The 13,587-nt window shown below is 66.2% G+C and carries 6 protein-coding genes; 2 read left to right on the plus strand and 4 right to left on the minus strand.

Features of this window, described 5'->3' with window-relative positions; translation table 11 throughout:
• Positions 1-123 precede the first annotated feature (123 nt).
• A complete protein-coding gene (locus N7422_RS19455) occupies positions 124-1,743 on the minus strand; it encodes an FMN-binding glutamate synthase family protein (RefSeq protein ID WP_279808060.1) in 1,620 nt (539 codons plus the stop codon).
• Between the two features lie 160 nt (positions 1,744-1,903).
• On the opposite strand from N7422_RS19455, the gene N7422_RS19460 reads away from it, so the two are divergent.
• The gene (locus tag N7422_RS19460) at positions 1,904-2,161 is read left to right on the plus strand and encodes a type B 50S ribosomal protein L31 (RefSeq protein ID WP_279808061.1); all 258 of its coding nucleotides are present in this window, start codon (positions 1,904-1,906) and stop codon (positions 2,159-2,161) included.
• 91 nt (positions 2,162-2,252) lie between these two features.
• On the opposite strand, the gene N7422_RS19465 is transcribed toward N7422_RS19460, so the two are convergent.
• On the minus strand, positions 2,253-6,539 hold the full coding sequence (locus N7422_RS19465) for a DEAD/DEAH box helicase (RefSeq protein ID WP_279808062.1): 4,287 nt from the start codon (positions 6,537-6,539) through the stop codon (positions 2,253-2,255).
• A gap of 117 nt (positions 6,540-6,656) precedes the next feature.
• Between N7422_RS19465 and N7422_RS19470 the strand changes: the two genes are divergently transcribed.
• Positions 6,657-7,070, plus strand: coding sequence for an NUDIX domain-containing protein (locus N7422_RS19470; RefSeq protein WP_279808063.1), 414 nt, complete (start codon positions 6,657-6,659; stop codon positions 7,068-7,070).
• Here N7422_RS19470 and metR read toward each other — a convergent pair.
• Entirely contained in the window at positions 7,054-7,971 is a 918-nt protein-coding gene (metR, locus tag N7422_RS19475) for a transcriptional regulator MetR (RefSeq protein WP_279808064.1), read from the minus strand. The two genes, N7422_RS19470 and metR, sit on opposite strands and share 17 nt — an antisense overlap.
• Before the next feature lie 110 nt (positions 7,972-8,081).
• The gene (locus N7422_RS19480; protein ID WP_279808065.1) at positions 8,082-13,499 is read right to left on the minus strand and encodes a DUF6543 domain-containing protein; all 5,418 of its coding nucleotides are present in this window, start codon (positions 13,497-13,499) and stop codon (positions 8,082-8,084) included.
• Positions 13,500-13,587: the final 88 nt, after the last annotated feature.

Raw genomic sequence — 13,587 nt, forward strand, 5'->3', positions numbered from 1 at the left:
TCTGAAAGCGTCGGGGCCGCTCTGCGGCCCTTTCGCGACACAAGGCCGCTCCTGCATGATTCGTGATCGCCTGTAGGAGCGGCCTTGTGTCGCGAAAGGGCTGCGCAGCAGCCCCAGGATCTATCAGGCCGCCACTTCGCTGTGCGGCTCGAAGCTGTCCGCCCGGGCCAGCTGCCACATCCGCGAATAGAACTGCCCATTGACCTCGCCGGTCAGCAATTCCCCCGGTTTGAGGAACACATGCATCTGCGAGAACAGCTTGATCTCGGTGGCCGAGATCCGCCGTACCAGGTGCTTGGCTTCCAGTTGCGCCGGATGCTCCAGGCCTGCCGCGGCGAGCATCTCGGCCAGGGCGCGCAGGGTGTTGTGGTGGAAGTTCAGCACCCGCTGGGCCTTGTCCGGCACCACCAGGGCGCGCTGGCGCAGGGCGTCCTGGGTGGCCACGCCGGTCGGGCACTTGTTGGTGTGGCAGCTCTGCGACTGGATGCAGCCAATGGCGAACATGAAGCCGCGCGCCGAGTTGGCCCAGTCGGCGCCGATGGCCAGCACGCTGGCGATGTCGAAGGCGCTGACGATCTTGCCGCTGGCGCCTAGCTTGATCTTGTCGCGCAGGTTCAGGCCGACCAGGGTGTTGTGCACGAACAACAAGCCTTCACGCAGCGGCACGCCGATATGGTCGGTGAATTCCACCGGCGCGGCGCCGGTGCCGCCCTCCTTGCCATCGACGACGATGAAGTCGGGCAGGATGCCGGTCTCCAGCATCGCCTTGGCGATGCCCATGAATTCCCAGGGGTGACCCAGGCAGAACTTGAAGCCCACCGGCTTGCCACCGGACAGTTCGCGCAGCTGGGCGATGAACTGCATCATCTCGATCGGAGTGGAGAAGGCGCTGTGGCGCGATGGCGAGATGCAGTCCTCCCCCATGAGCACGCCGCGGGTCTCGGCGATTTCCTGAGTCACCTTGTGCTTGGGCAGGATACCGCCATGGCCGGGCTTGGCGCCCTGGCTCATCTTGATTTCGATCATCCGCACCTGCGGATTCTGCGCCTGGGCGGCGAAGCGCTCGGGGTCGAAGCGACCGTCCGCCGTGCGGCAACCGAAGTAGCCGCTGCCCAGCTCCCAGACCAGGTCGCCGCCGTGTTCGCGGTGGTAGGGGCTGATGCTGCCTTCGCCAGTGTCGTGGTGGAAGTTGCCCAGCTTGGCGCCCTGGTTGAGGGCGCGGATGGCATTGGCGCTGAGCGAGCCGAAGCTCATCGCCGAGATGTTGAAGATCGACGCCGAGTAAGGCTGGGTGCACTGCGGGCCGCCGACGACGACCCGGAAGCTGGCCGGATCGGCCAATGGCGCCGGGCGCATGGAGTGACCGATGAACTCGAAGCCCGACTCGTAGACGTCGATCAATGTGCCGAAGGGCTTGTCCGACGCCTCGTTCTTGGCCCGGGCGTAGACCAGCGAGCGCTGGGCGCGGGAGAACGGCAGGGCGTCGCTGTCGGATTCCAGCAGGTACTGGCGGATCTCCGGGCGGATGCCTTCGACCAGGTAGCGGATGTTGCCGAGGATCGGATAGTTGCGGCGTACCGCGTGGCGTTGCTGCAGCAGGTCGAACATACCGATCAGGCTGAGCACTGCGGTGGCGAGCGTGAATGGCCACAGCCAGTCATGCTCCAGGAACGGCAGGCTGACCAGGGTGAACAGCACGCAGGCGGCGAAAAAGGCGTAACGGCTGAGAAGTGACAGGCTCATACGGTGTCCTTGCGAATGGCTCGGTCAGGCTCAGGGGCCTGGGCAAGGTCCGACCATAGCCCGGTTGGACGACGGGGTAAAAATGAAAATTCGGGTATCGAAAATCATTCTCGTTAATGTATGTTATAAAGTAACAACATTGTTCAGAGGAGTATCCCCCATGAAAGCTGGCATCCATCCCGCGTACCGCCCTGTGCTGTTCCACGACACGGCCGCCGATGTGTATTTCCTGATCGGCTCTACCGTCGATACTGACCGGACCCAGGTGCACAGCGATGGCCAGACCTATCCGTATGTGGCGCTGGATGTATCCAGTGCCTCGCACCCGGTGTACACCGGGCAGCAGCGCAAGACGACGATCGAAGGGCGGGTGGCCGGATTCAACAAGCGGTTCGCCGGTTTCCAGGCCAAGCGCTGATCCTCCTGCAGATCGCCCAGCGCCATGGGCTGGGCGATCTGCAGGGAACAGCATCCAGCACCACCCACGTGGGAGCGGACAAATCTGTTCCCTACAGCGCTGGTGTGCCGCGCAACAGGTGCTGGCGCCATTGCGCCTGTTCGGTGGCTGTCGTATCGACAAGAAATTGATACTTTCCCGCCACCCGAGTGGCCACTGCCACGCCCTCCCGGTACAGCACACGGTTGCCCGCCACCGCCGGTACCCTGGTTCCCGGCAACAAGGTCCCCACCAGGTTCAACGGATCGCAGCCGCTGACCACCACCAGCTCGCCCTGCGGCGAGCGTCGGCGCACCTGACGCAACAGCCCCACTGCCTCGGGCAAGGCGAACTGCTCGCCTGCCAGCCCGGCGATGAAGCGCCCGCCACGGATCTCACCACGGGCCTCGAGGCGGTGATAGCAGCGCAGCAGGTCGCGCCATGCTGGCAGTACATCGCTTTCGCGTTCGAGCAGTCGCCAGCACACCACGCCATAACGACGCAGCAGGCTGCGGGCGACATGTTCCAGGCGCTGGTCGACATCGTCAGTGGCGACCGTGCGTCGCAGCAATGCCCAGCGCCCGGCGTGGACCATGCTGCTCGACAGTGGCGGGTGTCCGCGGCGGCTGTTGCGCGACGAACGCCTGGCCGCCGGGGTGATCAGGCTGCGCAGGCCGCTGAAGCCGTCGGCACTGGCCAGGCCCGCGCCGACCAGTTCCTGCAGGGCCGACTCCAGTTCGCTGGGCAACAGGTGGGCTTCATGGGTCAGTTCGTCGAAGAACAGCGCGCCTTGTTCCTGCAACGTCCGCAGCACCCGTTGCGCGCGAGCGCCCAGTTGCTCGAGGTCGGGCGCCGGGGCCAGGCTACGCCACAGCCCCAACTGCTCGCGCGGCAGCAGCACCAGCGGGGTGCTGCTCAGGGTGCTGGCCGCCACCGTGGCCGCCAGCCGGCTCCATGTCCACAGGCCGCTGCGGCAGGCATCGTCCAGCCAGTGCGGGCTGTAGTCCTTGATCCGCGCCGGCAACAGGTCGCTTTCCCAGGCCCCGGCGGCGGCGGGAAAGCCCTGCAGTTGGGCGAGGACTTCAGCGACCGCCTGCGGCCCGCGCAGGCGTGTGTCGCCGCTCAAGTGCTGCCAATCGCACAGAAAACGCAGGTAGTCCTGCAGGCTGACGGGCTCGATCTCCTGGCGCAGGCGCTTGACCGTATAGCGATGGATGCGTGCCAGCAGGTGCCGTTCACACCATTGCAGACGCGTCTGGCCGGGGCTGAAGTGGCCACGCATCACGTAGCCTTCGCCTTCCAGGCGAGCCAGCGCCTGTTCGGTGTCCGCGGCTGCCAGTGCGAGGGGCTCGGTGATCTGTGGCAGGGTCAATGGGCCGAAACCGCTCAGGCGCGCGCGCAGCAGTTCGGTCAGGGCCGTGTCGCGCTCGCAGGGATCGTCGAAGCCCGCTAGCACCGGCACATCCGGCTCCAGGCGGGCATCGGGATACAGGGTCAGCATCGGTTGCAGGCGTTCGCGGGCCAACCACAATCGTTGCCCGCCTGCGTCCAGGCAGCAGGCCCGACCTGAGCTGGCCAGTTGCCGCAGCAGATCCTGCCAGGCGCCATTGTCTTCGACCTCGTCGCAGGTAATGGCGCCCAGGCCCATCAGTGCCTCATGCATCTCGTCGGCAGTGTCCGCCCGTGGCCAGGCTTCGGCTTGCACGGCGGCAATGGCGTCGGCGTCCAGCGCGCCCAGATCGTCAGCGCTGTGAACTTCGTTCCAGCGTCGGTTGAGCACGGCCTGGGTGCGCCGTTCCTCCAGCGGTGCATCGTCGAGAAAGGCATAGGGCCGCGCATTGAGAATCGCCGAGGCCAGCGGCGAGGGCGTCGGCAGGTCACGGCTGAGCAGGCGCACCTCGCCGTTCTCCATGCGCCGCAGCAGCGCCAGCCAGCCTTCGCTGTCCATCGCTTCGTGCAGACAGTCGTCGAGGGTCTGCTCGACCAGTGGATGATCGGGAATCTGCCGCTCGCCGACGATGTTTTCCAGGCAGGCGATCTGATCGGGGAACACCGCGGCCACCAGGTCCTCGCTCTTCATCCGCTGGATCTGCGGCGCCACCTTGCGCCCGCCCACATAGCGCGGCAGGGCCATGGCCACCGCAGCGTTCCAGCGCCAGCGCACGCCGAACAGCGGCGCGTCGAGCAGGGCCTGGACCAGGATCGGCTCGGCCGTGCGGCTGTTCAGGTAGCGCCAGACCTCCTCCAGCTCGAAGCTGTGGCTGGTGGACAGCGACAGCACGATGGCGTCTTCGCTGGCCGCCGCCTGCAGCTCGAAATTGAAGGTACGGCAGAAGCGCTTGCGCAGGGCAAGGCCCCAGGCACGATTGATACGGCTGCCATGGGGCGAGTGGATGATCAGCTGGGTGCCGCCGGACTCGTCGAAGAAACGCTCCATCACCAGCGTCTGCTGCGAGGGCAGGGCGCCAAGCACCTGCCAGGTGCGGCCGAGGTAGTCGAGCAGCTGGCTGGCGCAGGCGTCATCGAGGGCATAGGCCGTCTGCAGCCAACTGGACACCCGCTCGCCATCGCCGGCCTGCAACTGCTGGTCGATGCGCTGTTGCAGGCGCGCCACGGCCGCGGACAGTTCGTCACTGCGCCCTGGCGCCTCGCCCAGCCAGAACGGAATGGTCGGCGGTAGCCCATGGGCATCCTCGACCCTCACTCGACCGGGTTCGACCCGCAGGATGCGATAGGAGGCGTTGCCCAGCTGGAAGATGTCGCCGGCGATGCTTTCCACCGCGAAGTCTTCGTTGACGCTGCCGATGTTCAGCGCCTGGGGTTCGAGCAGCACCGCGTAGTCGGCGGTTTCCGGGATGGTGCCGCCGCTGGTCAGTGCGGTCAGCTGGCTGCCCCGGCGTCCGCGCAGGGAGCCGTTCACCGCATCGCGGTGCAGGTAGGCGCCGCGTACGCCCTGGCGGCCGTTGTAGCCCTCGGCGAGCATGCGCAGCAGGGCCTGGTAGTGGCCTTCGTCGAGCTCGGCATAGGGCGTGGCCTGGCGCAGCAGATCGAACAGCGCACGTTCGTTCCACGGCTGGTTGCTGACTTCGGCGACGATCTGTTGCGCCAGCACGTCCAGCGGCGCCCGGGGGACGTGCAGCGTGTCGAGTTCGCCCTGGCGCACGCAGTCGAGCAGCGCCACGCATTCGATCAGTTCGTCCCGCGAGGTTGGGAACAGGCGCCCCTTGGGGATACCGTCGACCTGGTGCCCGGAGCGTCCGACCCGTTGCAGGAATGCGGCGATCGAGCCGGGGGAGGCAATCTGGCAGACCAGGTCGACCTCGCCGATGTCGATGCCCAGCTCCAGCGAGGCGGTGGCCACCAGCACCTGCAGTTCGCCGGCCTTGAGTCGTTGCTCGGCAGCCAGGCGATGCTCCTTGGCCAGGCTGCCGTGGTGCGCGGCCACCGCCTCGTTGCCCAGGCGCTCGCCGAGGTGACGGCTCAGGCGCTCGGCCAGGCGCCGGGTGTTGACGAACACCAGTGTGGTGCGATGTTCGCGGGCGAGGGCGGCGAGGCGGTCGTAGACCAGGTCCCAGACATCCGTGGCCATCACCGCGCCCAGCGGCACGGGCGGTAGCTCCAGCGCCAGGTCACGCTGACGGGCATGGCCGATATCGACGATGGCGCACGGGCGTTCGTGCCCCACCAGAAATTGCGCGACCCGCTCGACGGGGCGCTGGGTGGCGGACAGCCCGATGCGTCGCAGCGGTCGGCCTGTCAGCGCCTGCAGGCGTTCGAGGGTCAAGGCCAGGTGGCTGCCGCGCTTGTTGCCGGCCAGGGCGTGGATCTCGTCGACGATCACCGTGTGCACGTTGGCCAGCCCTTCACGGCCTGACGCCGAGCCCATCAGCACGTACAGCGACTCCGGGGTGGTCACCAGGATATGTGGCGCCAGCTTGCGCATGGCGGCGCGTTCCTTTTGCGGCGTGTCGCCGGTACGCACCGCGGTGGTGATGCGCGGGGCTTGCATGCCGAGTCGTTCGATCTGCTGGCTGATGCCTTCGAGCGGCGCGTCGAGGTTCAGGCGGATGTCGTTGGACAGCGCCTTGAGTGGCGAGACATACACGACCTGGGTGTGCGCCGGCAGCTCGCCACCGTGTTCCAGGCCCTGGCGGAACAGCTCGTCGAGCACCGCGAGAAACGCGCTGAGGGTCTTGCCCGAGCCGGTCGGCGCGGCCAGCAGCATCGACTGGCCGGCGTGGATCAGCGGCCAGGCACCGGCCTGGGCCTCGGTGACCGTGGCGAAGCGCTGGCGAAACCAGGTGGCCACGGCCGGGTGGAACAGGTCGAGCACCGGGTGCAGGTGGGCGGGGAGGTTCATGGCTTGTTTATGGAGGGGCGATGACGGATTGGCAAGGGGCCGTTCGTCCGGGGAGCTTGCCCCGCGACAGGGCCCTGTCAGGTATCCTGTTCGCCCTCATCCAGCTGTGAGCCCCTCATGTCCAACACCATCCGCATCGCCGCCGCTCTGCTGATCGACGCGCAGGGCCGTACCTTGCTGGTGCGCAAGCGCGGCACGCTGGCCTTCATGCAGCCCGGCGGCAAGATCGACGCAGGCGAATCGCCCGCCCAGGCGCTGGTGCGTGAGCTGCATGAAGAGCTGGGGCTGCGGGTCGATCCTGGCCAGGTCGTGCACCTGGGCCGCTTCAGCGCGCCCGCGGCCAACGAGCCCGGTTTCGCCGTCCAGGCCGAACTGTTCCGCGTCGACAGCGCCGAGGCCGTGGCCCCGGCGGCGGAGATCGAGGAAGTGGTGTGGCTGGCCGCCAACCAGGCGCCGAGCCTGAACCTGGCGCCGCTGACCCGCGACCTGATCCTGCCGCTGTGGCGCGAGGGCCTCAACGCACCGCGCTGACGCCATCGAGGGTGGCGAACGAGGTGTCCTTGGCGGTCAGCAGGAAGTCGCGCATGTACGGCGCATCGAGCATGTCGGTGCGCACCGCCGCGTAGAGCGTGGCGAACAGGCCTTTCTCGCCCAGTCGCTTGCCTTTCACGTAACCGCGCGAACTGTACTCGTGCAGCGCCCAGTGCGGCATGCCGCACACGCCACGGCCGCTGGCCACCAGCTGCATCATCATCACCGTCAGCTCCGAGGTACGCACGGCGGCGGGCTCGATGTCGGCCGGTTCGAGGAAGCGGGTGAAGATGTCCAGGCGATCGCGCTCCACCGGGTAGGTGATCAAGGTCTGGTCGAGCAGGTCCTGGGGCACGATGCAGGGCTTGCCGGCCAGCGGGTGCTGGTTGGCGACGGCAAGCATGGCCTCGTAGGTGAACAACGGCACGTAGGTGATGCCGGCCAGGTCCACGGGGTCGGAGGTCACCACCAGGTCCAGGTCGCCACGGGCCAGGGCCGGCAGCGGGGCGAAGGCGAATCCCGAGGCCAGGTCCAGCTCCACCTCCGGCCAGGCGTCGCGGAACTGGTCGATGGTCGGCATCAGCCACTGGAAGCAGCTGTGGCACTCGATGGCCATGTGCAGGCGCCCGGCGGTGCCACCGGCCAGGCGGGCGATGTCGCGCTCGGCGCCGCGCAGCAGCGGCAGGGTGGCGTCGGCCAGCTGCAGCAGGCGCAGGCCGGCGCTGGTGAAGCGGATGGGTTTGGTCTTGCGTACGAACAGCGGCAGGCCCAGGCGCTCCTCCAGCTCCTTGAACTGGTGCGACAGCGCCGATTGCGTGAGGTGGAGGCGCTCGGCGGCCTCCACCAAGCTGTCGGCCTCACGCAGCGCATGAAGGGTTTTCAGGTGACGCATTTCCAGCACGACGAACTCCGGGACACGAGGGCAGGGGATGTTGAGTCTCCCTCATGTTCACGCGGTTGTCGATGCGCCAGGGCAGGAAACAGGGCATCCCGGGGATGCCCTGTCGACGGTCAGAACAACGGCTGGAAATGCCGCACGGCCATGGGGCGACCGATCTCGCCTCGCCAGATGTCCTCGACATGGGTCGCCTGCCACTCGCCGCCCAGGTAGCGTTGCGCCGGAATCTTCAGATGAGCCGCTTCGAACTCGGTGAATTGCGCTTGTGCCTTGCTGAAATGGAAGTGAGCGAACCAAAGCTCGGTCGGTGGCTGCTGGGTGAGATCACGCACCACGAATTCCTGGAGGAAATCCTGGCGACCGTCCTGCCGTTTGCCCAGGAGGGTGAGGCTGCCGATACGCTCGATATCGACGGCCTGCTGGTCCAGGAGATAGCCAAGCATGGCGGCGGTGGGGCGGTGGCTGCTCATGTATTGGCGAACATGCAGTTTGCGTCCGTCTTCGATGAGCGTCGATGCCTCTCGGCGCAGCCTGGCAAGCAGCGCAGCGGAGGCATCCTGGGCGTTGATCTGACTGGCAAGGTCGTTCAGGTCCTGGGCCTTGAAGTGCATCAGGTCCTCCAGGCTGGCGCCGTCCATGCCTGTGCGGGCGTAGCGCTCGATCTGCTGGCGGTAGCCGGCAAGGCCATCGAGGTGCCGATTGGCTTCAGCCTCGAGTTCCGCCATTGACGCGGCCCTGGATCCGGGTGGCGCAACTGGGTTGCTCAGGGTGAACTTGCCCGGGGTGGACTCGATGTAGATCTCGGTATGCCCGCTCGGCCCGGTAATCCGGTATTCGTTGGCCTGTCGGCGCGGTTCGCCGATCAGGTAGTGGTTGTCCGTGGTCTCGAAGACTCGCGGCGCGCTCGCATCGGCTGGTCGGGTTGGCGAGGACGGTGTCGGGCTTGGCTCCCGCACAAGCGTGCGATAGTGCTCGGTGTGCCGCTTCAGGACACTCTTCAACCGCTCGAGCGACGCCGTGTCGAAGAACTGGCCGTAGCTCGCCTGCCAGTAGCGCAGCTTGCTCCGGTAACCGTCGATCTTGCTCAGCGAGGTGCTCAGGATGTCCTGTCGCTGATTCTTGCTGGAGTGCACGCCAGGCAGTTGATGGAGGGCATGCAGGGCGCGGTCCAGTTCGATCAGCGGATCGTGCATGAGCTTCTGCAACTTGACCCACGACAGATCCAGCGTTGCCGGTGCCCGCGTGATCAGCGCGGTGAGCTGACTGATCAGCAGGTAGTCCAGGGCCGGGCGGGGCAGGCGCGTCAGGTCGTTGTCGATGGCGTCGAACAGCTTCAGCCGCTTGCGAGGCCGTAAGGCCTTGGCCTCCCAGTGCCGCATCTGATCCATGCGCATGCTCAGCTCATCCACCTCGATCAGGGTGCTCTGGCGAATCTCCCGCATCCGTCGACGCAGCTGCAGCATCTGCGAGGTCAAGGTCACCATCCGCGGCCGTTCGAGGTCGGGGGTGAGCTGGTGGGAGACGTCCTGAAGCGTGGCGATGAGCTGCTTGATCTCCTCCAGGTGCCTGAGGAAGCGCTTGTGCGCGTGAACCCGCAGGTGATAGTTGCCTTCGCAGATCGCTTCGGCCATCTCGCTCGCCAGCTTCTTCGCCTCGCTTTGTCTTGCCCTGCTCGAAACGCCTTGAAGCCTTTCGTAATCGGCATGATTACGGCGTGCCTCATCGATGTAGCGCTCCAGGCTCGACCTCAGCACTGTATCGTCCAGGGCATTTTCCACTGCCGTTCGCGACTCGAGGTCCTTGCCGAGCTTGCTCAGGGTGTGTGTGCGGGCACTGATCGAGTCCTGCAGCTGCTTGCGCAAACGGTAGGTCCGATCGCGCCACCAGAGCGGCAGGCGTGCCTTGATGGCGGCAGGCCAGAGCGGCTCGAGGGTGTCGGCAATGCGGCTGGCGGCTTGCCCACCACCGCCTCCGGCGCCGCGCACATGAACGCCGTGCAAGGCGAAGTGGGTGTCCCAGCGTCCCAGTTCATCCAGGCCGACCGCCATCTTCCAGGAGGACCGGGCATTGCCGCTAAGGCGCCAGGTGTGCAGGGTGGCATCCCATTCGACCTGGAAGGGGGTGCCTTCGATCAGGATGAAATCCCCTTGTCCGGTTCGGTACACACCGCGCCAACGTCCCGAGGTGGGGCTTGGCAAGCCCTGCAGCGACAGCGGTTGATCGTACTCGTACCCTCGCAGCCGTTTCAGGCGTTGCCCGGCTGCGGCAGAGAGGTAGCGGCTGCCTGGCCTGTGGCCCTTGAGCTGGCGCAGTTGTCGTTGCTTGCTGGTGCGCAGGGCTGCGCTGGGGCTGAAGCCCACGCCGTTCACCAGGTCCATCGCGGCGTCGATCAGCGAGGTGATCGCGTTTTCCAGCTCGTCCAGGCCATGGGCAATTTCACCTTGGGTGAAGGCTTTGGCCGCCTGGTGCATGGCGTCGACCACATCATAGAGACCGATGGCGGTGCCGACGAAGGGGATGAACCCCAAGGCCATCTTCAGGTAGTTGAAAACCATGCCGCTCTGGTAGGTGAAGTTCTCCTGCCACAGGTCGCGGCTGGAGCGGGAGGTGGCACGGTTCGCCTCGATCAGCCGGCCCATTTCGGCGTCGAGCAGCAATTGCGCCAGGGACGTGCTGGCGGGCCACTGCGCGCCCAGGCCGATGATGCCGCTGAAGCGATTGGCGTGGGCCTGGGCAAGGCGCGACCTGTGGGCGTCGGGATTGCCGAGCAAGGCACGGCTGATCAGGTACGCCTGTTCCTCCTGGGTCTTGCTGCGTTCGTAAAGGCTCAGGCGCGCCTCTTCCAGATTGGGGTACTGGCGTACCGGGCTGGCGGGATGGTCGGGCAGGTAGAGCAGGGTGACGCCACTGGCCTGGTCCTCGATGAAGGTGACGCCGGACAGGGTGACGGGCTGGTCGTCCGTGTCCGGGCCGCCACTGGTCAGCCGTGCGGCGAGTAGACGTATGTCGTGCCCGTCGGCCTGGTACCGGGCATCGCTGGCAAGGGCAAGGATGGCCTGGCTCTGGTCATTCAGGTAACCGCGTTCATGGAAGAGCAGGCGCTGGATCTGCAGCATCAGCCGTACGGGTTCGAGCAGGGTCTCGCGGCGATATGCCCGGGCGTGCTCTGTCTCGTCAAGGCCCAGGAACGCCTGGCGAATCCGGTCTTCGTAGGCTTGTGCCAGGTCGAGGGCCGTCGCCAGGCCGTGGACGTAACTGGAGGTCAGGCCTGATGTCAGGACCCGCACGGTGTCAGCGCTGCTGGAGGCGACCTGCACCTTCAGGAACTGCAGACGGCGGGTCATCTCGGTATCGATGTTCTCGAGCAGTAGGGTCTGCAGGGGCACCTGGGTACGTTCCTGGCTGGGGGTATCCTCCAGCCTCACTGGAACGCCCTGCGCGCCACTGCCGACGATCGGATCCCTCTGCGAGGTAACCCGTATGGGAAGGTCCAGGTGGATCTGGCCGACGTCGTCGGCATCGAAATCGTCCTTCAACTTTCGGTTGATCAATGCCCGGCAGAACGCTTCCCGAACCGGCAAGTCGCGCGCGAGCAGTGCGCGGCTGCTGCGCATGGCGCTGATGTAACGCTCGAGCACCTCCACCAGTGCTTGTCGATTGGCGGTCGACATGGCTTTCAACCAGGAAGGCGCGGCCCCGGCCAGTTTCACGGCATGCGACTGTTCTTCGAGCAGGCCATGGGCGCTGGCCCTGGCGGCGTGCCCTGGAGCTTGCAGGTCTGACTTCAATGCCTGGCTGATGCGTGGTAGCGCCTGTTTGAGCGTGTGAATGCCCTCGTCCTGAAGAATGCGTGTGCAGCTCTGGCGTGCCGAGGCGAACTTGTGGGCAAGGATCTGCGCCATGGCATCGCCGCTGATCGACTGCAAACTCAGTGACTGGCCATTGTCCTTGCCGACACCCAGGCACTGTTCCAGCGCGGCCTGGTCGGGGCAACGCAGCAGCCCGCCGTGTTCACTCGCCCAATACACCAGCAGGCTGCGGGTTGTGGGGCGGGCGTTCAATGCCGAAGGATGGGTGATCACCAGTGCGTCCATCAGGCGGTGCGTGTGGCCGGCATCGGTGGCAGGCGACGCGGTCTGTTCGAGCTTCGGACAGACGGCCGAGCCTGCGGCGTCATTGCGCTGGGTCAATGCCTCGATCCAGCTCAGTTCGGTCGCGTCGATCTGGCCGAGCAGATGCTGGATCTGCCCATGGGCACGCAATGCCTTGTAGTGCGCGTCGACCAGCTCGCGGGAGGGGACGACCGCTGCCGCGTCGGAATGCCAGCGCGGGGATTGCAGGTGTACCTCGATCGCCGCCAGAGCCTTGGCTTGCGCGGCTTTCAGGCTGGATTCGTGATCCCTGAGCTGTCGCAAGGTAGCTTCGTCCAGGCTCGACAGCCGTTCGAGCAGGTCGCTGATCTGGCGTGAGCGCAGCGCGTGGGGAATGTCCTCGGTGAGGGCGCCGAAATCGAAAAGCGAAGGCTGGCTGTCGTCCTCGGTGTCCGCTTCAGGTGCTGGAGGGCCGGCGAATACGTTGGGCGAGCGCCGCTGGAGATTCAGGTCGTCCGCCTGGCTCAGCGCGAACTCGGCATGCTGCCTGATGTCGGCACCCGGGTCGTGATCCAGGGTGGCCAGGGTGGCGGCCAGCAGTTGGTCGAGCACGGCGGTAAAACCGTCGGCAACGCCATCGAGCGTGAGGTATTCGAGGCCGGCCTGTGTGTCGGGAGAGAGCGCCTCTTCGAGCCTGGCCTGGTTTTCGTAGCCTGTGAAAACGGGCTGCCCGGCCGGGCGATAGAGCACTCGCGCGGGTTCCTCGGCAAGGCTGAAGATCAGGCTTGCGGGGTGGTCGGCGAGGGTCTGGATGCGAACCTGCTGGCCGTCCTTGATCAGCCACTCCGGATTGTCCGCCACCGCCTGGAGCGGGCGCAGCTGCGCCTCGCTCAACGTCTGCTCGAGGGTGGCAATCTTCAGGGCCGCGTCGAAATGCCCGACATATTGTTTCCTGGCGTGTTCCTGGCGGCTGAAAGGCGTGCCGGCGGCACGGGCTTGCCAGTAGGCGTTCCAGCGCTCGCCAATCGAGTGGGACGTATCCATTGTCGCCAGCCGTGCATACAGCTCGCTGGGGCGCAGGTTGGCGAGAACGGGCCCGGCATCGGGTGTTCCGCGCACCTTGGCGAGGGTGTCCAGATCGCTGGGTGGTGTGGGGTGATGGCGGACGAAGGCAAGTAGGTGCGTGAGGCTGATGAAGGCGAAGTCATCATCGCTGCGAAATACCAGGCCGGTGGTGTCGGGGTCCACCTTGAACGTGTCGGCGAGCAGGGTGCGCAGGATTTCGCGCACCCCTGGCGCTTTGCCCAGCAGGTCGTTGAACGTGGTGAGCAGGGTGCGCCACTGCTCGACGGCGGCATGCGCCGCGGGGCTTTCCAGGGAGTACGGTGGCGCGCTCGCGGGCACGGGGACGAAGGCGGGCGTGTCGGGGGTAATGTTCATGGGGCGATGACACCGTTGCTTGAGGCCGGAATTGGCCTGGCAATTGAGCGTCCGCCGGGAGCACCGCAGGTGTTAGTTAATGCTGGTC

The organism is Pseudomonas sp. GD04091, from assembly GCF_029836165.1.
Lineage (GTDB): Bacteria > Pseudomonadota > Gammaproteobacteria > Pseudomonadales > Pseudomonadaceae > Aquipseudomonas.